Annotated in this window: 22 protein-coding genes; 18 read left to right on the plus strand and 4 right to left on the minus strand. The window is 37.8% G+C overall.

Annotated features, from left to right (window positions below):
• The 18 genes from VJ786_RS16615 to VJ786_RS15410 form a co-directional block, all read left to right on the plus strand.
• On the plus strand, nucleotides 1-173 hold a 173-nt coding region (locus VJ786_RS16615; protein ID WP_367575550.1), incomplete at its 5' end, for a DUF3199 family protein.
• 50 nt (nucleotides 174-223) lie between these two features.
• Nucleotides 224-553, plus strand: a complete 330-nt coding sequence (locus tag VJ786_RS15330) for a hypothetical protein (RefSeq protein ID WP_336558001.1) — start codon at nucleotides 224-226, stop codon at nucleotides 551-553.
• Complete coding sequence (locus VJ786_RS15335) at nucleotides 553-966, plus strand: hypothetical protein (protein ID WP_202283764.1); 414 nt, start codon at nucleotides 553-555, stop codon at nucleotides 964-966. The genes VJ786_RS15330 and VJ786_RS15335 overlap by 1 nt, the downstream gene beginning before the upstream one ends.
• Before the next feature lie 14 nt (nucleotides 967-980).
• Nucleotides 981-1,337 (plus strand): hypothetical protein, encoded by a 357-nt coding sequence (locus VJ786_RS15340; RefSeq protein ID WP_202283763.1) that lies wholly within the window; start codon nucleotides 981-983, stop codon nucleotides 1,335-1,337.
• Between the two features lie 12 nt (nucleotides 1,338-1,349).
• Entirely contained in the window at nucleotides 1,350-1,598 is a 249-nt protein-coding gene (locus VJ786_RS15345) for a hypothetical protein (RefSeq protein WP_202283762.1), read from the plus strand.
• Nucleotides 1,571-2,410, plus strand: coding sequence for a phage tail tube protein (locus VJ786_RS15350; RefSeq protein WP_336558002.1), 840 nt, complete (start codon nucleotides 1,571-1,573; stop codon nucleotides 2,408-2,410). The genes VJ786_RS15345 and VJ786_RS15350 overlap by 28 nt, the downstream gene beginning before the upstream one ends.
• A gap of 33 nt (nucleotides 2,411-2,443) precedes the next feature.
• Nucleotides 2,444-2,920 (plus strand): hypothetical protein, encoded by a 477-nt coding sequence (locus VJ786_RS15355; RefSeq protein WP_202283760.1) that lies wholly within the window; start codon nucleotides 2,444-2,446, stop codon nucleotides 2,918-2,920.
• Between the two features lie 107 nt (nucleotides 2,921-3,027).
• The gene (locus VJ786_RS15360; RefSeq protein ID WP_001003619.1) at nucleotides 3,028-3,258 is read left to right on the plus strand and encodes a hypothetical protein; all 231 of its coding nucleotides are present in this window, start codon (nucleotides 3,028-3,030) and stop codon (nucleotides 3,256-3,258) included.
• A 30-nt stretch (nucleotides 3,259-3,288) separates the two neighbouring features.
• Nucleotides 3,289-9,216, plus strand: coding sequence for a phage tail protein (locus VJ786_RS15365; protein ID WP_202318331.1), 5,928 nt, complete (start codon nucleotides 3,289-3,291; stop codon nucleotides 9,214-9,216).
• An 11-nt stretch (nucleotides 9,217-9,227) separates the two neighbouring features.
• Nucleotides 9,228-10,727, plus strand: coding sequence for a distal tail protein Dit (locus VJ786_RS15370; protein WP_202283808.1), 1,500 nt, complete (start codon nucleotides 9,228-9,230; stop codon nucleotides 10,725-10,727).
• Complete coding sequence (locus tag VJ786_RS15375; protein WP_202283807.1) at nucleotides 10,724-13,483, plus strand: phage tail spike protein; 2,760 nt, start codon at nucleotides 10,724-10,726, stop codon at nucleotides 13,481-13,483. Before VJ786_RS15370 ends, VJ786_RS15375 begins: the two co-directional genes overlap by 4 nt.
• A gap of 19 nt (nucleotides 13,484-13,502) precedes the next feature.
• A complete protein-coding gene (locus VJ786_RS15380; RefSeq protein WP_202283806.1) occupies nucleotides 13,503-13,778 on the plus strand; it encodes an AbrB/MazE/SpoVT family DNA-binding domain-containing protein in 276 nt (91 codons plus the stop codon).
• A gap of 72 nt (nucleotides 13,779-13,850) precedes the next feature.
• Entirely contained in the window at nucleotides 13,851-17,033 is a 3,183-nt protein-coding gene (locus VJ786_RS15385) for a BppU family phage baseplate upper protein (RefSeq protein ID WP_336558003.1), read from the plus strand.
• A 39-nt stretch (nucleotides 17,034-17,072) separates the two neighbouring features.
• The gene (locus VJ786_RS15390) at nucleotides 17,073-17,276 is read left to right on the plus strand and encodes a hypothetical protein (protein ID WP_202283812.1); all 204 of its coding nucleotides are present in this window, start codon (nucleotides 17,073-17,075) and stop codon (nucleotides 17,274-17,276) included.
• Nucleotides 17,277-17,483: an XkdX family protein gene (locus VJ786_RS15395; RefSeq protein ID WP_202283804.1), complete on the plus strand. Its 207-nt coding sequence runs from the start codon at nucleotides 17,277-17,279 to the stop codon at nucleotides 17,481-17,483. It begins immediately after the preceding gene.
• Between the two features lie 38 nt (nucleotides 17,484-17,521).
• Entirely contained in the window at nucleotides 17,522-17,836 is a 315-nt protein-coding gene (locus tag VJ786_RS15400; RefSeq protein WP_202283803.1) for a hypothetical protein, read from the plus strand.
• Complete coding sequence (locus VJ786_RS15405) at nucleotides 17,833-18,075, plus strand: hypothetical protein (protein ID WP_001001081.1); 243 nt, start codon at nucleotides 17,833-17,835, stop codon at nucleotides 18,073-18,075. The genes VJ786_RS15400 and VJ786_RS15405 overlap by 4 nt, the downstream gene beginning before the upstream one ends.
• 55 nt (nucleotides 18,076-18,130) lie before the next feature.
• Nucleotides 18,131-18,883 carry an N-acetylmuramoyl-L-alanine amidase gene (locus VJ786_RS15410; RefSeq protein WP_202283802.1) on the plus strand — a complete coding sequence of 251 codons (753 nt, stop codon included), beginning with the start codon at nucleotides 18,131-18,133 and terminating at the stop codon, nucleotides 18,881-18,883.
• Nucleotides 18,884-18,917: 34 nt separating this feature from the next.
• Here VJ786_RS15410 and VJ786_RS15415 read toward each other — a convergent pair whose 3' ends face one another.
• From VJ786_RS15415 to VJ786_RS15430, 4 genes are all read right to left on the minus strand, one after another.
• On the minus strand, nucleotides 18,918-19,286 hold the full coding sequence (locus VJ786_RS15415; RefSeq protein ID WP_336558004.1) for a DUF2538 family protein: 369 nt from the start codon (nucleotides 19,284-19,286) through the stop codon (nucleotides 18,918-18,920).
• A gap of 63 nt (nucleotides 19,287-19,349) precedes the next feature.
• The gene (locus VJ786_RS15420; RefSeq protein ID WP_202283801.1) at nucleotides 19,350-19,703 is read right to left on the minus strand and encodes a hypothetical protein; all 354 of its coding nucleotides are present in this window, start codon (nucleotides 19,701-19,703) and stop codon (nucleotides 19,350-19,352) included.
• 249 nt (nucleotides 19,704-19,952) lie between these two features.
• Entirely contained in the window at nucleotides 19,953-20,162 is a 210-nt protein-coding gene (locus VJ786_RS15425; RefSeq protein ID WP_336558005.1) for a hypothetical protein, read from the minus strand.
• A gap of 27 nt (nucleotides 20,163-20,189) precedes the next feature.
• On the minus strand, nucleotides 20,190-20,473 hold a 284-nt coding region (locus VJ786_RS15430; protein WP_336558006.1), incomplete at its 5' end, for a hypothetical protein.

Genomic DNA, 20,473 nt, shown 5'->3' on the forward strand with positions numbered 1-20,473 from the left:
CGCTTGTAAATTCCGATGAAGCGTCTGTTGAGGATGTACAGTCACAACGTATGGGAAACTATTCTGAGCAAATAAATGGATATATAAAGCCTGATGTAACGTCTTTGCTATTCAAATGGATTAAGGATAAGAAAAAGCAGGGAACAGTAGCCTTACGCTTAAGGAGGGTTTAACTATGGCGAGTAGGTCTTTTAAAAGACTGCTTATACATAGCTGTACACTTGTGAAAAAGGGAGTCATTATTGGCCAAGATGAAAATGGTCGTAATAAGTACCAGGATCAAGAGCTGCATAATATTCCGTGTCGTTTAGATACTATACGCAAAAAGGTAGAAAATACCGATAAAAGTATAGATATAGTCGAGAAGAACATTTTATTTCTGCTTCCGTCTGAAGATATAGAAGCTGCTGTTCAAGTCAAGGATATACGAATGAAAAAACCTCCGCATGACATTGTGTTATCGGGGGTTTTTATTATTCCTGAGAAGAATCGTGTGTACGGAAGAAAAGCAATTCATCATTATGAAATTGATCTGGAGCAGGTGAAAAAGTAATGAAATTAAAAGTTACTCACCAATTTAATACGGATTTGTTTACATCGCAGCTGAAAGAAGCGCGGAAAGCCTGTGTAGAAGCTGCAAGAGAACCATTCGCTACAGAAGCTAAGCGGATTACTGTAGATGAGGATCATGTAGATTCATCTCGTTATGTCAATTCTATTAGTGAAAGAACAGACTTCCCTGCTACGAATAAAACAGGTAGAGGGACGATTAAACCCACCGGTGATGATATTGTAAATATTCTTACTGAAACGCGCGATACGACTAAATTAGAAACTGGAACTGCTGTACCTTATGCTCACCATGTAGAGCGACGGTATAACATCATAGGGCGCGGTTTAGATAACGCAGAAGCAGATATGCATGCAGCAGGTGAAAAAGCAGTTATACAAATATTTTCTAAATAAGAGAGTGATGAAACGTGAGTTCTTATGTAAATCCAGTACCACATGTTCGGAGATTAATAGAACAACATGGTATGAAATGTTATGGTAATAAGTTTCCTGATGATGCTGAGTATCCGTGTGTTTGTATCCGTTTAGCAGGTGGTAATGGATATACACGATTACAACTCATTGCACGCTCGGAAAATGATGATATTGAAGCAATGAATCTAGCTATACAAGCTATGAATACACTAGAACGCTTCATATCGGATGTACAAGGGTTACAGGGTGTGTGGTGCGAACGTACGAGTAATCCCGTTCCTTTTACAGATAAAGAAGCAAATAAAGAAGAAGCCTGGTGTTATATGAATTTAGAACATTTAGGCTCTTAGAAGGGTGATAGTATGGTTCAAAAAGATGTTGCTGTAGAAAAGCAGTCAGAAAATGAACAACCAATCAATAAAGATAAGAAGCAGCGCGTTTTACTTTGCGAAGGAGCAGCAGAGGGAAATGGAGCTGCTTATTTTATTTTCCGTGAGGATTTAACTATTTATCCGCACAGTGAACTAGTAATAGGGAAAGACATTTCAACTCATGAAGCGCAGCTGCTTCTAAATGAAAAAACATGGAAATTCAAGGAGGTAACAAAATAATGGCTGAATTATTTAAAGTAGATTCTACGAAAATTGTTGGTGGACCAGGGCGACTTGTGAGTGCTCCATATGGAACAGTATTACCTGAAACAATTGAGGATTTAATTGATCCTACAACTTATGTACTTAAACCGGGTTGGGAAGATGTAGGAGCGACGCAAGAAGGTATTAAAGTTACACGTAGTTATGATGAAGAAGAAACTGAGGTAGATCAAATTCAAGGACCTGCTGAAACAACTATTACAAAATGGAGCCATGATGTATCTACACTTCTTGCAGAAAACTCTATCGAGAATAGACAGTTAGCTTTAATTGGTGGTGCAATCATCCAGAAGGCTCCAAAATACGGAACTGCAGTGAAACTAAAAGGGGAGCTTGCTGTGGGAGCGACAATTATTACATTGGCTACTGCTGCAGGTGCGGATTTTAAGGTAGGTGGATTCCTGAAAATCGGTAGTGAAACAAAGAAAATTGTGTCTGTTTCAGGATCAACGATTACTATTGATACTGGTATTTCAACTGCTGCAACTGTAGAAACGGATGTTACTCCTGTTACGGCACTAGGAACTAAGAGAATTGGTTATGGAACAGTATCTGATGCGCCTATGCGTTCTGCTGCGTTAATTAGTAAGCATGAAAAAACAGGAGCCTTAACGGTTGTTGTATTCCGTAAAGTGAAAGTTTCTGGTGAATCAAAAGAGCAAACATGGGGTAAAGAGAAACGAACATTACCATTGTCATTAAAGGCATTTGCAGAAGGTAATGTTGCTACACAAGAAAATGTATATTACGAAATCGAACAAGTAATTTAATTAGTTTATATACGTGATTTGGAGGTAATAACTATGGAAAAAATCTTAAAATTAATTGATGTTAATCAAACAATTGGCGAGGTAACACTATCAAACGGTAGTGTTCTTTCTCTGCCTAAAATTTCGATGGATAAAATTTTTAAATTAGCGCATTTTATTTGCACTGACGGAAGTGGAATGTACAATACAATTAAAGAAATCATAGGAATGATGGAATTGAGTATGATGGAAAGATTAGGTGCCATCCTTTCTGCGTTGGATCCAAAACAATTGGTTCGTGTAATTGCTATTGTACTAGGCATTTCTGATGAAGAAGCAGTATCTTTAGATTTAGACGAAACACTGTTAATTTTAATTGAATACTGCGAAAAAACGGATTTGGGAAAGACTTATTCGCTAATCCAAAGGTTAGCGAAGACGTTCAACAAGGATCTTCCGGATTGGGACAAACTGTGGGAGACGCTGGTTCCAGAAGTAGAGGAACTGGAGCAACCTGGACAGATCTCTTAGAATCTATAGTTAAACAAATAGAATTTGTTTCCTCTCACTATGGTTATACAGAAGAGTATGTTTTAAGTCATACTCCGTATTGGCTTAGACGGAAAGTCGAACAAGCTTTGAATGAAAAGTATGATTCGCATACAAGTTCGGTTCGTGGTCAATATCAAAGTTTTCTACTGCTGCTGGATACTATGTTTAATAAGGGAGCAGAATTCAATACTATATTACCTCCTACACGTGAACAGGCTATATCTAATAATGTACAAGAATCTGATGAGGTAGTAGAGAATAATCCAAATCAATACGATTCAACTCAATGGTGGTTAACTTCCAATAAGGGGAGTTAACCATTTTTGTGTTTAGAAAGGAGTGAACATATGAGCAACGTCGGAAAAACAACGATTGAAATTATTGCAGATTCTAAAAAAGCAAAACAAGCGTTTTTTGATTTGCAGAAAGTAATGGATAAGGGAACTGCTGATTTCGGAAGAAGATTAAAACGCAATAATCCGTTTAAAGTATTAGAAGAATCCATTAAAAACGCTTCTAGAAATATAGAAATAAGTGTTGGATCAATTGAACGTAATTTTAAAAATTTAGAAACCGTAGTAAGTAATGTCCAGAATCGTATAGATGACTTTGAATTACGAGTTAATACTAATGCATTCCAACGAGATTTAAACGTTGTACAGGATAGTGTCGAGACGCTATCGGCGCGTATTAGTAATATAAATTCGAAAATTACGGTAACGGTTGATGTTGACGGTATGGAAGCGGCAGAAGATACGCTAAAAGACTTGGATGAGCGCGTAAATAATACTGCTACGAATATATCAGATCAAATTAAGACTGCTGCTGCAAATACAAGTCGTTTAGATTTCTTCTCGCAGATCCCAGGAATGTTAGAAGAAAAAGTAAATACGTGTATTCAAGTATTAAATACATTGGAAAATAAAGTGGCCAATGTTGTAGCAAGGGTAAATAATGCTATGCAAGCTTTATCCGAGCCGGTAACCATCAATGTGAATACAAATCAATTAGATCAATTGGAAGCGAAAATCCGACGTTTAGAACGACTACAAGAACAATTTGCAAGTACATCAAGCAGTACTTTCCATGATTATTATCAGTATTTAGATCGTGCGGCTAATCGTATGCACCAAGTCCAAGGACAACAATTACAACAACCTCCACGTCCACATACTCCTACTTCATCGATGGTTTCGACAGCAGGAGCAGGAGCGGCGGGAATTTCCGCGAGTGCCGCTGCCGCAGCAGCTGTAGCAGCAGCTACTGCCGCCGGAGCAACTGCAACCGCAGCAGCCGCCGCTGGGGCAGCTGCTGCTAGAGCTGCTAATGCAGCGAGGAAAATGCAACAAGTACTTGCGAATATGCCAGAGCATTTAAAAGCCTTCCATACGGAATTTATGCAAATGGAAAGAGACTTGAAAGCTGTAGGACGTGCTGCGCGTAGTTTAGATGAAATGGCTGATGCTGCAGTACGCAATAGAGTTGAATTGAATCGGATGATGAGTGCGAACTCTGCAGGTAAAGATGCTGCTAAAGCCATCCAAAATCTAAACTCGCATTTACACGAAACTCAATTAGCTATATTAGGACTAAACAAGGAAGGTAAAATCCGTATAAGCGCTCAGGAAGCTGAGGCTCAATTAGCTAAATACAGACAAGAAGTCGCGAAAACAAGAGCGAAATTACGTGAATTACGTGATGCTGGTGATATATCTTCTTATGAAGCAGGGAATAAGGCGCTTCAAAAGCAGCTGAGTGAAATCAGAAAAGCAATGAGTGCTGCTGCAATGGGTGGAAATGAATATAATGCCATGTTGCAACGTTTAGGTGTCCATACACAGGATGCAGCAAATAGAATGGCCATCATGGCAGAAGCTCAACGTAATTCATTTATGCATTCTATAAGTATGATGAATGCAATGAAAACGCAGAGTCAACGAATGATGGACGCTCTAGGTAATACGAGCCATATTCAACGTTTAGACCGAGCATTTTTACAAGTAGGACATAGATTAGAAAATATGGCTAAGCAGGGTAGCGCTGCTCAAATCGCTTTAAGTCAATTAGGTCCTACAGCTAGCATGAAGGATTTACAAGACCGTGTGCGATTAATTAATACAGGTATTCTCCGGATGCAACAAGTAGCAATGTATGCTGGTATTGCCCTACTTGGATTTACAGCAATTATGGCCAAGGCAGCACACGGACCAGATCCAGCTGAAGTTAGAAGTGAAATAGACAAAGTTAACGCGGTATATACTGAAGCGCTACAAAAACGAACTGATGAAATTCGTAATTTCGCTAGTATTTTCGAAGAAGTTCAAATAAAAGCAGTTAGTCCCGCTAAATTGATGGACAATTTGGAAAAACAAACAAAAGTTCTTTCCAATTGGATGAAAAACCTCAAAACATTAGCAGCACGTGGTGTAGATGAGGGATTAATTAAAGAACTGCAGCAAATGGGACCGAAAGCAGCTAACGAGGTAGAAGCGCTTACTCAAATGACGCAGGGCGGATTAAATAAATACGTAGCCTTATGGCGTGAAAAGAGCAGATTAGCGAAAGAACAGGCTATCGATGAGCTTTCCGGTTTAAAAGCAGAGACTGATCGGAAAGTTAAAGAATTGCAAAATAGTTTGAAACCGTTAGGACTGTCTTGGGAGAAGTTTAAAAGTACCTGGGCTGATGCTGCAGGGCCATTTGTTGATTCTTGGGGCAGAGTCGCTGCTGTAATTTTAGATGTGGGAACTGCTATAGGTGAAGTAATCAATAAGTTAAATGAACTAAACCCTAGTATTTCCGCTGCAGTTGGTAATTTTGGTTATTTAGCTGTGGCCATGACATTCCTATTATCACCAATGGCGATTGGTATTGGACGCGCAGCTGGTATGAAAGCGGCATTTGCAGCTTTATGGGTAGTTATAAGTGATTTAGCTTTAGGGTTGCTCCGGATTGCAGGTATGGCTTCTGTTATATCTGCAGGTATCGTCATTGTTGTCGGGTCTCTCATGCAAATGTGGGATGCTTCAGAAAAATTACGAACAGCCGTTTCTGAAGGTTGGGAGCAAATAAAATCAGCATTTTCAGCAGGGTTTAACTCTGTATCTAGTGATAGTGAAAAAACAGTAAGTGCTTGGCGACAAATGGGTGATGCGCTCGCAGGTGTAGTTGATTTCATGGTAATGTGCATCAAACCATTCGCTGAAATTTTCGGTGGTATGATCGCTAGTACGATTCAAGGTATAGGGAAGTTAACAGGAGCATTCTCAAAGGTTCCAGAAGGCGCGCAGCATTATCAAGATTTAAAAGATAAAGCTATTACTCACATGATGGAATTGCGTCGTAGTACAGGCGAAGAAGCAGAAAAAGCAAAAAGTGAAACAATTCAAGCGTTCCAAGAGATGACAAATGAAGTTATTAAAGAGTTAGACGGTAAAAAAGGGCAATTTGAAGTAATGTTTGCTCAATTAATGGGAGTCGTTCCAGAGGGCGCACAAAAAACCTTAGAAACCGTTAAGAATAATATCGTTGACTCTATTAATAAACAAATTGATGCAGCAAGAACTGCCAATAAAGTATTAATGGAAGGTGTACAGAAATATCAAGGCGATGTTTCTAAAATGCCGAAAGATTTTGCTGCTCAATATCAACAAGCAATGGCAGTTGCCGATAATAATATTAAGTTATTTTACGATAAAGCCAGTCAACTTACTGGATTAGCAGAAAGTATCACTAAAGGTGGTATGTTAAGTGTAGAAGCGGGTAAAAAGAAATTCGGGGAAATCATGGTTACCTTTAAAGAAGGTATGGATGGTTTAACTAAGCAGACTGATGATATGCGTGAAAGGATAGAAAAAGAATACAAATTAGGAAAAATAAACGATGGTGACCGTAAAGCTACCTTAGATGCGATTGATCTATACGAGAAAAAACATGTCATGGATTTAATCGGCATCCGTAACGAAGGAACAAAAGCGTTAGAAAATAATTTAAAAGCGGAAGATGCTGCACTTGCTCTTGCGAATCCTCGTAAGAAAGAGCTAGAAAAAGCTGCTTGGTATGAGAAATATAAAGAATTATTATTTGGCGCAGAAACTTACGGCGAAGCGATGAATCGTTTTAATAGTGAGCAAGATAGAGCGGAAAAAGCACATAAAGAGGCACTTGCAAACTATGAAAAACAATATGGCAGAGACAAAATTGAAAATTTAAATCAGTATACTGCTGAGCTTTCTAAGGGAACTAAATCATCCATTATGTTAGCTGAAACAATGGCTAAAGAAATTGATGGAAAAATGAAAGTAGATTTAGGTCCTGCTGGTACATTTACCGTTAAATCATTCGTAGATAAACTGAAAAGTGGCGAGTTGCAAGCGAGCGATGTAGCTGTAGCAAACGCCAATAAACTAAAAGACGTTTACAAAGTGGATTTATCCGAAAGTGGAATGTCTTCTATGCAGACCTTTACACAAGGGCTTATAGGCAAAGATACTTCTGAAATTAAGTCATCATTAGGCGTGAAACTTGCTAACGATACTAATATCGACCTTGGTATTTATGGACAAATGACAATTGGTACCTGGATGCAAGGACTTCAGAACGGTACTTTATCTTTTGATACTGTATTCCAATACTTCCAACAACAAGTGAAAAACGGCGTGAAAATCGATGCTACTGCAGAAGGTCAAGCTGGTATGCAGACGCTTGTAAATGGAATGAATATTGGGGCCATCTCTGTAACACAAGCTGCACAGCTGATTGGATTAGATATAAAAAGTAATGCCAAGGCTGATCTTGGAGCAGAAGGTTCATTTACAGTAGAATCCCTAATTTTAGGTATGCAGAGTAAACAAATCGATGCAGAAACTGCTGCCAAAGCTATTGCACTATTAATCGGTAATGGCGCCAAATTGGACGCTACACAAATCGGGTCAGATATTTCAACAACATTAGGAAATGGACTTGCAGGAAATCCACAACCATCTGTCGCAGCAGCACAGACTCGAAGTGATGTAGAAACTACTTTAGCGGGTACTTCTGATGGTGGCGGCGGTAGTAAAGGTGGATCCGATTTTGCAGGCGGAATTATGTCCCAACGCGGATATATTAAAGGGAGTGCTCTAGATAGCGTAGCTGCTGCTCATGAAGGATTTAATACAGTAAACGGTGATCCTGCAGGGCAAAAAGGCGGTAATCAGTTTGCGCAAGGAATTGGTGCTCAACGTGGTAATGCTCAAGGTAATGCACAGGGTAATGCAGGAGCAGCACATGCTGGTTTTAATACTATTAATGGGAATCCCGCAGGGCAAAAGGGTGGTAATCAGTTTGCACAAGGAATCGGCTCTCAACGTGGAAATGCGCAAGGTGCTGGGCAAGGTAATGCAGGAGCAGCGCAATCTGGTTTCAATACTATTAATGGTTCCCCGTACGGTGTTAAAGGTGGAGCAGATTTTGCGCGCGGATTAGGCTCTCAAAGTGGAAATGCGAGAAATTCTGGTAACCAAGTGAAGAGTAGCGGTGAATCTGGACTGCAAGGGTCTAACACGTATAGTTTGGGTAGTCACTTTGCATCTGGTTTTGCACGTGGTATTAGTAGCGGGGGAAGTTTAGCAGCAAGTGCTGCAAGTGCATTAGCATCTACTGCTTTTGAAGCCGCAAAAAGATGGCTTCAAGTTCGTTCTCCATCACGTAAGGTTAGAGATCAGATAGGAGTTCATTTTGGCGGTGGTTTAGCGGTAGGTATTAACCGATCTGTGAAAACAGTTGTTTCGGCCGCTACAAATTTAGCAAGATCTGCGTTTACTACGTTAGAAAGTGCAATGGATTCGGCCAATAATAATACATTCATGCAGCCGTTGTTCAGTAATGTATCCAATATGACGGATAAAGTAGTAACACACTTTGAATCATTTGGAGACAAAATAACAGGTGTAATGGATAATGTTAAAGATTCTTTAGGAGAAAAAATAACGGGCAATATTAGTTTAGATGTTGCAGCAGATACTATAAATAACGCCGTATACAATGCACAAAAGAATTTATCTAAGAATTTCATGTTGGACATGAATAGTGCAATACCTGCTGCGGCATTAAGTAAAATACCGAATTTAACATCAATAATTAGTGCGGTTAAAGCTAATCCTGAAAATGAGAAAGAACTTAATTTAACTATTAATCTAACGAGTATGATTGATAGTCGTGAAGTGGCTCATGTTACGTACCCACATTATAAAGAATTTACAACACGTGAAGAAGAACAGAAACGTAGATTTTAAGGAGTGATTGCATGGAACAATATCAAAGCTTTTCGTTTAATGGTGAACGTAAAGATTATATATTAATGCCTATTGGCAGGAAGCGTCCTGCATGGGCTCCTATAAAAAGAAACTTTTTAACTATGCCCGGAAGACCAGGGGCGATTTTGCTAAATACAGAAGTTGAGGTACGTCAAATTGACGTGCCTCTTATTGTTAAAGCAGAAAATATTGCTGATCTACAAAAAGTTAAGGAAGATTTAGCGGATTGGTTAGTTACACCGCAAGAATGTGAATTAATTTTTGATGACGAACCCGATAGAACCTATATGGCGGTTGTAGATGGTGCCTTTGACGCTGATGAGCTAGTTAATCGCGGAAAAGGAGTAGTTACTTTTATAGCGCCTATGCCATATAAATTAGGCCCGGTTAATAAAATTCCTTTTGTACAAAGTTGGTCGACTGAAACTACAGCTAATTTTATTAATAGAGGCAGCGTAGATGAAGAAACACCTGCATACATTGAAATTATTGCGAAAAAACCAAGTACTTTTCTAGATGTTTGGTTTGGGAAATACCCGAATGAGCGTAATTATTTCAGGATTGGGTACCCTATTTCAGCTGCGGAAAAGCCCGTGCAATCCAGAGAACGCGTTCTATGGGATGATATGTCTAAAGTAATAGGTTGGACTCCCGTAACAGGGAAATTTGAAGACATGAACGGTACTGGTAGTTTTAAGGTGAAAGACGGACATGCGCTGTATTGCGAAGATTACGGACAAGATAAAGGGTTTTATGGTGCAATTGCCAAGAAAAACATTCCTGGTGGCCCTATTCAAGATTTTGAAATGGAAGCATGGGTAAATCTGAGGTCCAAAAGTATAGAGGAAATGGGTCGAATCGAAGTTTTGCTGCTCGATGATTCGAGTAACCTCGTAGCACGCATTAACATGAATGATCTATACGTCACTGCAGAAATTACAAAAGCTCATATGAAAATTGGATCAGAATCGACGCCAGGTAGCCTACGTAAATTAGTTGATACCAGCGGCTTTTATACAACTACATTCAATCAATTTCGTGGGCGCCTGCGTATTGCTAGGAGAGGTAAACAATGGTCTGTATATGTAGCTAAATTTATAGATGGTACAGAGATAGACGGAGCATCCCTTGTGGAACGTTTCAACGATGAGGATAACAGTAATCCAATGACAAATCGAAAAATCGCACAAGTAATGATTGCGCTGTGTAGATGGGATAATCATCCTGCAGTTTCTTATATGTGTATAGAAGATTTAAAGATATGGAAAGTGAACAATGTATCTGAAAATACAAAACCATTCATATTCGAAACAGGAGATAAAATAATAATCGATACAGAAAAAAGTGCTGTAACAATTAACGGAAAAAACGCTTTAAATTTAAAGGATATTTTCAGTGAGTTCCCTGTCGTTATAAAAGGGAAAAATCGCATGGATATTATGCCTGCTGATTTTGACGCTAACATTAGTTTTAGGGAGAGATACAAATGAGGAAACCCAGTGGCCAACTGCATGTCGTGGATCATAGTACAGAACAAATTGTTGCAGTCCTGCAGCCTAATGATTATCGTGATGACTTGCGACATTGGGAAATTAAAAATAACATCGATAGATTAGAATTCAAAGTGTTTACGAGTTTACCTGCTGCAGCGACATTGATGCAACAGAATTTAGTTTTACGAGAAACACGAGACGGTCGTATTATCCCTTATACAATCGATGAAGCTATCCAGACAACAGATAATAGAACCATACATGTGTATGCATCTGCTGTGTGGGTGGAAATAGCCCAAGCAAACTATATCCGTCCTCAGAAGATTCAAAGTAAAACAGTTAATGAGTTTATGGATATGGCCTTAGCAGGAACGAAATGGAAGCGTGGTTTTACGGAATACTCCGGTTTTCATACAATGACCATTGATACATTTATAGATCCGCTGAAATTCCTTAAAGATATAGCTTCTTTATTCCATTTAGAAATCCAGTATAGGGTCGAGGTGCTGGGCTCACAAATTGTTGGTTGGTATGTCGATATGATCCAGCGACGAGGGAAAGACGAAGGTAAAGAAATCACACTTGGTAAGGACCTTATTGGTATTAAACGTATTGAAAACACAAGAAATATTTGTACTGCACTTGTGGGGTTTGTTAAGGGTGAAGGCGATTCCGTAATTACAATTGAAAGTATAAATAAAGGGTTGCCATACATTGTAGATACTCAGGCATTTCAGCTTTGGAATAAAAAGGGGTTTCATAGATTTGGTTTTTATACTCCCGAGACTGAAAATCAAAATATGACACCGCAGCGACTGAAAACGTTAATGGAAATGGAGATAAAAAAACGTAGGAACGCTGCTGTTACGTATGAAGCAGAAGCGCAAAGTATTAATCGTGTATTCGGATTAGATCATGAATCTATTTTTGAGGGAGATACGCTACGTTTTAAGGACAAAGGATTCACCCCACCCCTATATCTTGAGGCGCGAGCGATAGCCGGTGATGAATCATTTAAAAATCCTTTAATGGACAAATATGAATTTGGTGATTATCGTGAGCTTACCGATATAGGAGCGGAATTAAGAAGGATTTATAACCGAATACTTGGTTTATTCGGCGATAAGCAAGAAATATTGGATCAGTTAGATCAGTTAGTTAAAGATGCTACTAAAACGGCAGAGGATGCTCAAAAAGAGTCTGAAGCAGCGAAGGATCTAGCTAAAAGAGTAGAAGAAAACATAAAAAATAATTCAGTGGAAATTATCGAAGGGATAACACCGCCTACCGATAACCTGAAACCAAATAAAACGCTATGGCTGGATATTAGTAAGGGCAAACCCGGTATTTTAAAAAAGTGGACAGGTACTGAATGGGATCCTATCGTTCCCGATGTAGAATCTGCAAAAAAAGATTTGCTTGAAAAAGTAGAAGAAGCAAAAAAAGAAGCTACTGGCCAATATAACAAGGTAACGGAAACCATTCAAGGTGTATCGCGTACGGTTTCTTCTGTACAAAATGAGCAAGGTGATATAAAAAAAACGATTTCATTAATGGAACAAACTGCTACCGGATTTAAACAATCTATAGAATCATTAGTCACGAAAGATAATAATATTAGTGAGAAATTAAACACCTTAGAATCCACGGCAGAAGGTACAAAACAAACAATATCTGATGTAAGCAGTAAACAATCCGGATTCGAACAACGTATTACTACGGTAGAGAAAACTGCTACTGGTTTATCGAGTTCGGTTAGTGATTTAAATAATATAGTAGATGCTCAAGGTAAGAAACTTACAGAGGCAAATACTAGAATTGAGCAGCAAGCGAAAGCAATTGAAGCCAAAGTAAACATTAAGCAAGTTGAGGATTATGTTGCTGTATTTGAAATACCGACTTTAAAGGAAGTTGTAGGTAAGAATAAAGAAGATTTATTAGATGAATTAGCTCATAAAATATCAACGGAACAATTCAATACAAAAATGACTCAAATTGATAACAGGTTCGTTATCAATGAGCAGGGATTAGATTTAAGGGCTTTAAAAACAGAGGTATACACGACTACTGAATCTGATGGTAGATACGCTACAGGTGCATATGCAAGGGATCTGGAAGGGCGTATCCAAGTTACTGAGAAAAATATCCTTAGCACTGTCAAAAAAGGCGAAATCATTTCATCGATAAATCAATCAGCAGAGAGAATTAAAATATCTGCAGATCTAATTGATTTGGTCGGTAAGGTAGAAGCATCTTGGTTAAGAGCAGGATTACTTATCGGTATGACGATAAAAACAAGTAACGAAAACGAATATCTCCATATGGAAAATCAAGTACTGCGTTTTGTAAACCAAGGTACAGCAAAGATGATTATAGGGTTCGAGAATGAATACAAAAGTAAAACTCGAAATCCATATATTATTTTAGGTGAAGGCGATGGAAGTGGTAGGAACTTCGGGAGTATCTATAAAGATGGGAACGGAGTCTATTATCGATACGTGGATCTGAATGGAGCAGAAAGTAATATCCGCATGACAGCACAAGGGCATATGGGTATTACAGCTCAAGATAGTCTTTGGGTAAATTCCAAAAGAACAAATTTTAACTCTGTAATTGAAGTGCCAGCTATTAGATTTAACTCGCTCGGTACTACTCCAGGTTCGCAACAGGGTAATTTATGGATGGGCAATGGATATAAAGGATTCGGACTATATTATTACGATACTTACTGGAAGTTTATACAAGGTTCATAATAAATGAAGGAGGAATAAAATGAATAGATTTTTAGGGATTTTAGCAGTAGTTGGGGAAGATGGAACAATCAAAGTGCCGTTAGACATGTTGCAAACAGCAGGTATTAAACCTAATTCAAAGGTGGAATTATTCTCTGATACTTCTAATCTATTTGTTAGAACCGCAGAAAAATTCTGTGATATTTGTCGTACTAACACTAATACTACGAGTGTTGGTAATCAGGAAATTTGCAAACCTTGTCTTGATAGAATAACACAAGCTGCACAGGAGAAATCACAGACGGAAGCAGAATAAAAAAGCGAATGAGTTAAAACAGAGGGAGTAGCCAGGGCTGGTCTTTTTTATTTTGGAAATGAGGTGAGAGGTATGTATAAAACGTATACACTGACAATCGATGTAACGAGCCAAAAGGAGCCGCCGTTAGTTCATTTTAATCAAGAGGATTATAATACCGCTCAATTAATTGTACATTTGAGAAATGGGTCAAACATTTTACCGTTATCAGGAGCATCCGTTCAAATAGTTGTACAAAAATTAGATAATAACGGTGGGTACTTACCATGTACGATAACCGATGCTAATAATGGAATTATTGAAGTTGTTTTATCTTCAAGTTCTTTAGCTTATCCTGGACAAGTAATGTGTGAAATACATATTACTAAAGGGGCAAATAAGCTCGTTACACCGCGCTTTAAATACGTTGTAGGTAAATCTTTATTAAATCCAGAAACATTGGCGAGTACAAATGAATATCCATTCTTGCAACAACTAGTCGTAGATGGTAAAAATGCGAAACAAGACTTTAATAACGCTCTTCTAGAGGTAGATAAAAAAGCTGATGTTGCAGTAGCAGCGGTAGTTAAGAAAGCTGAGAGTGAAATTAATTCCGCTCAATCACAATTAAATGGAATTGTACGAGATGCAGGTAATGTAGTAACAGAAGCAAAACAAATCGATATGCCTTTCTTGAAGAAATCAGAAGATGAAATGAAAGGATTACGTAAAGTTGTTGGTGATACGAATACACGCATGGACAATATCGTCGCAAATGGAAATAAAGATAATACAGAAGTCGTCGATGCACGATTAGGTGCTGATGGGATTGCTCGTGGATCTGTAGGGAGTCTAGTAAGAGAGATTCACAAACAACAACTGAATGATGAACGAAAATCACAGCTGCTGCAGCATGGTGTAAATGTTCTAAATGCACCAGTAGCATCACCATTAAATATAGAAATTCAAGGGCGTACACTTGTAAACTTATTAGGGCAAACCAACTTAGATAATACGAAATATTATGTGTTTATTCCGCAAAAAGGCACTACGAAGATTTCATATGGTGGCAATACGTACGAGGGAGTTACGAAATTTACAGGGCAAGCGACTGCATCTTATTCGATTAAGCAGGATTTTCGGGGGAAAGTTGCTGGAAGTGTTGCTGAGAATGGGGATATAAGTAAGGTTGGTTTTGGTAATTCCTTGCTAAATCCAACTAATTTGAATAATTTCCCTTTCGAGGTGGAATATGACCGTATAAATACTCTTAACGGAGTTTATAAAACGAGCAATACAATAAGTAATGGTCAATTTCCTCAAAATGTATTCTCGTTCAACATCATTCGTACATTAGAAGATAAATTTGGACCACAAATTTGGCAAGGGAAAACAGCTCTTGCTGATAAGGTTGTGATTGCGAAAAACATAGTGGGTAAATTTGCTTTTAATTGGTGGGGATTTGGTTCTAGTCCGTCAGGAAATAAGGCTACCATACAATATTGGTTAGATAATCAGTGGTCTAATTTACCCCTAACTAATACAACAAATACTGCAACTAAAGTATCTTACACCGCTGCTTATTTAAATCGTATTGATTCTAACGGATTCGTCCATTTTCTAGCGTACGCAGAACCATCCAACGGAACGGTAGTATCTGTAATCAACACAGACTACGTAGAACTGGAGCTAGAAGTAAATACATCGTTACCATTGCTAGAGGACGCTTTATACGAAGTAGACCAAGTGACCTACAACAAGATTAACGTAGATCCAGAGTACACCGGTCAAAAGTTACTGGATAAGTTTCCGTATATGCAAGGTATGCAACATTTAAATCCTATAGTGAGTGCTGAAGGTGGGAATTTGATTCCGCCGTTTACAGAGTGGAGTTTTCACAAGGACACATTTACTGTAGGTGCTTATGAAATGGAATTTACAGTGACTGATAATTCTGTAAGAACAAATCAATTTATAATACCCGCATTACCTAATACTAAATATAATATTTCTTCTAATTCTGAGAATGGAAGAATTTATTTGGTATCGGTGGATGAAAATCTGAAAGACCAAATGAGCAATTCAGTAAATATAGAATCTAACTATAAAACAGGAGCAACATTACTGACAAATAATACAACAAAGTATCTTCGAGTATCTCTTACGAATACTGGTAACGGTGTATTTAAACATAAAGAACCTATGTTAGTTCTAGGAGACAAACAAAAACCATTCGCGCCACGAAATCCATCTTACTTATACACAAATACATCTCTTTCAGGTTTTAATGGTGTAAATGATGTGTTGTACCAAGATGACGGACAGTGGAAATTACTGCGTAAGTGGGGGGATGAACAACTTTCTGACAAAGAATGGAATTTCATTCAAGCGTACGCAGGGTTTAAAAGATTTGCGTGTAGACAATCGTTGATACCAAATAGAAAAGGGATAGTTTTAAAATACAATAATGCAGTTTTGACTTTAGGAAACACTAGTTTAGCTCCTGATGTATGGGATGACGATACGGTTAATTTGAAGATTTCTGCATCGAACACAGACACAGGTTTTTCAGATAATTTTAATCCGAATGGAGACGAAATTCGCGCCTACTTCAACGGCTGGAAAGTAAAAACCACAGATGCAAATGGGAAGCCTATCGCGTGGAAATCTGTAGTTGATGACAAGGATGCACCAACACAAACACTTGCTTATGTAAAAGCGAATAGAGCACCTAATTACACGCCATATAAGTTAACGTATCAGCTTGCTACTCCACGAGTTGAAGCTGTAATAGTTGAAGGTGATTTTGCTGTAAGTGGTATGACGCAGGTGAGTGTTGATAGTGGTGTGATAGTTAGAGAAAAGGTAAAACCAAAACTAAATGCTACAGGATTTAATTATCATTTGAACGATACGCGTGATAGCGAAACAATATTTAAATCGAAAAATTTATTAATCATTAATATCTATAAAAACGGCGTTATTGATACACAGAACTGGAAAATAGCGAAAGACACATTTGCGTATGGTACATATTTTGCTTATCAATCGAAAAACACTTTCGACCCAACAGCCGAATACACAGTCACATACTTAGTCCAAGATAAACACCAATTCACAACAAATCCAATCAATGTAAAAGCTGCATTTAACCAATCCATACGATCTACTATAGACGAGGTAACTATAAAGCAATCAGACGCAGCTACAAACATATCTATCTTACAAAACATCATGACGGACGTCCTAGCAAGGTTAAAAGCAAATAGTTTATAGGAGGCGGTACTTTTGCGAGAGTTAGAGGAACAAATACAAATGTTAACGGATGCAGGATTCATTAATAAAGAGGAATTTGATAAAAAAGTAGATTTGTATAAAGGTGAGTCCCCGTCACGGCAACTAGCTGAGCAAAATGCTGCGCTAATGATGATGGTGGCAGAAAAGGAAATAACCATTTTAGAAATTCAGGAGCAGCAAGCTACGGTACTTATGGTATTGGCCGAGAAAGGAGTGTTATAAATGTCGTTATTAACGCCTGAATGGTGGTATAAAAACATTAAAAACTACTATGAATTAGGAATTTATAAAGAACCTGATGTAAAAAAATATTGGTCACCATTAAAGAAAATTAGTGAAGATCAGTATAGAGAAATCGTAGGCATTGTAGAAGAACCTGCAGCAGAAGAAGTAAAAATTGAACAGGGAGATCCAGTAGAGCGTACATAGTGTAGGCTTTTTTTATTTGGTTGAAGGAGGATATACAGATGAAAATCGATATTGGTGTACTAATTGCAGTTATTGGAGTACTAGTTGCACTGGGATCCCTTTTGATTGGTTTTTTCGGTTATCAATTAAACAAATCAAAAACTGTTAAAAATGATGGGCAACAAGGCGCGGAGATGAAAGCCAAGCTGGAGTATATCAGCAAGGGTGTCGATGATATTCGCATCGATCAAAAAGCAAGTGACCGACAAATGATTTTAATTGGTGAACGTATTACTCGTGTGGAAGAAAGCTCTAAACAAGCCCATAAACGTTTAGATAAAGTAGAAGGCTTGAAAGGGGGTGATTCAGAATGAACGAGGCATTAAAAAAATATGTTAGCCCTGAAATTGCTATTCTATTATCTGGTTTTCTAGGTTCTTTAAAACTATTACTAGATTCACTAGGGTACCACGTTATTACAGATGATGCTATCAGCGCTGTCGTAAGTTTTGTCTGTTGGAGTATTGCAATCGGTACAATGGTAACCAATACCTACGTATCTAAACACCGTCAGAAGCAAAAAGAGACGCTTCAAAATAAAGGTTTACTTTGAGCATTACCAAAATGGTAGTGCTCTTTTTTATCACATTAAAAGGAGATGTTGAATAATGGCTAAGTATAGTTTACATGGTGGTCATACTGAGTTTGTACAAGGAGCTAACTGGGGAAATCGAAAAGAACATATTATGGATCGTCTTGTTAAGGATGCGGTTGCAGCTAAGTTAAGAGCTTTAGGTCATACGGTTTATGATGACACAGATGAAGTAGGAAGAACACAAGCACAAAACTTATCAAATATCGTTCGTAAATGTAATTCTCATGATGTTGATTTAGTTATCTCATTCCATTTGAATGCATATGATGGGAAAGCTAATGGCGTGGAAGTTTGTTATTATGACCAACAAGCATTAGCTGCAAAAGTATCAGCGCAACTTTCAAAAGATATCGGTTGGTCAAATCGTGGAGCGAAAAAGCGTACTGATCTCTATGTGCTGACTGAAACCAAAGCACCAGCAATCTTAATCGAACTTGGATTCATCGATAATGATGCGGATATGTCGAAGTGGCATGTAGATAATATTGCTAACTCGGTTGTATATGCTCTAACTGGACAAAGAGTTGGTGGTAGTGGGAATGTAGCAACTCCATCGACTAAACAAAACATAATTCAAACAGGAGCGTTCTCACCATATGAGGTCCCTGATGTAGCAGGAGCTATGAAATCTCTTAATATGACAGGTACATTTATACTCAAAGGAGACGGATTAATGTTCGTAGTAACAGATCCTACGAGTGATACACAATTAAAAGCAATGAAAGAATACCTTGATCGTAAAAAATGGTGGTATGAAGATAAATAAAAATAAGAGCCGTCAAATGACGGCTTTTTTTGTTTTATATTCCTCCGCGTATTTTACAAGCTTGCACAAAAACATTGAACAGTTCTTCGTTGTATAAAGCAAGATCCGATAAATTTACTTTATATCCGTTGAATAGCGATTGTCCTGCTTGTACCAGTGGTAAAGTAGAACTAGTCAATGGAGCTGTACTTACTCCTTGTTGTTGTTCCTTAGACAATAACGCTCCTAATGGCGAATATTCCGTTTCAAATTCATTCCAGTTAAAACACTTGTGAATTTCAGGGTAAGCAGTGATATAAAATGCTGCTTCATATTCAGGATCTTTACCGTGTTTAATTCCTTTTTCAGTTAATAATCTTAAATAATTACGTTTATGATCTTCATTTGCATAATACATACTCATTTCCCCTTTGTTTAAAATATGTTTCAGGTACCTACTCCAAAATAAAGAACCATATTCTAATAGTTAACCGTCGTTACAAATCTCCCATTTACCACATGCCTGACAACGATAAATCAGTATTTGTTCTTGAGTGAAATCAGCATCTTCACCCATAATTTTTAGCCAGTCTTCTTCATTTTCATCTAGTATGGATATATACCATATATCAGAAGGATTTACTTCACTTGCAAAGGAGTCATAGGGTTTTTGTAATGCATGTCCGCAATAGTCACACGCATTAATAACTTCAATACGATCCTTACGTGTTTGATGTGCTTTTAATTCTATAAAGCGGATTAACTTGTTAAATAATTCATTTTGCGTTTCTGCACAATCCTTATAATCTAGGACTGCTCCATCGATTCGTAATTCATTCATCTACTCGCACCTCCATTTTTTACACCCTATCACACAATGTGGTGGTATTTTCGTCACATTAAAAATTAAATTTCAATTATTTTTGCATTTGGGTTATGCATAGGGAATTGTATAAGTTGAAGCGTACGCTCTGCTTCCTCATATGTTTCAAATTCTAATTCTTTTTCTTCTCCTGGTTCAGTTAATATGAACCCGTCACCACGTATTACGAATGGCATGATATCCCTCCTTTCTGCCTGAACAACGCTTTTATTTATACGTTGCCAATCTGAATTTACAATCCTTAACAACTCTTTTTAACCTGCGAATTTCTTGTCCTAAAGTAACTAAAACAACTTCCGGAATTTCTTGTTTATTAATGATACTTTCAGCAATGAAATTTTCAAGGATTCTTTTTTTATCTATAGCTTGTTCCATTTCAGCGTTTAATTCATCTATTCTTTCTTGCATTAATCCCATCCCCTTGTGATAGAAAACTAATTTCGTTTAAATCTTTTGTTTTTGCCACTCTGTTATACAAGCAGGTTGAATTTCCTCGAATTCTTGTGTATCTTCATCAAAATCAATAACAGAATAGCTAGGTACTACTAAAAATTCCTTACCACACACGTTACAAGCCGGGTTATCCAGGGCATAAACTCCTTTAATCGTTTCGGGTTTTTGTAAATCAAAATCAGCATTCTCAAAAACTACAAGACCATTACACCCTGTAACGTTACATTTATGTGCTTCGATAGACATTTTTAAATCACTCCTCATATCAAGAATAG

Source organism: Sphingobacterium tenebrionis (assembly GCF_037126265.1).
GTDB lineage: Bacteria > Bacteroidota > Bacteroidia > Sphingobacteriales > Sphingobacteriaceae > Sphingobacterium > Sphingobacterium tenebrionis.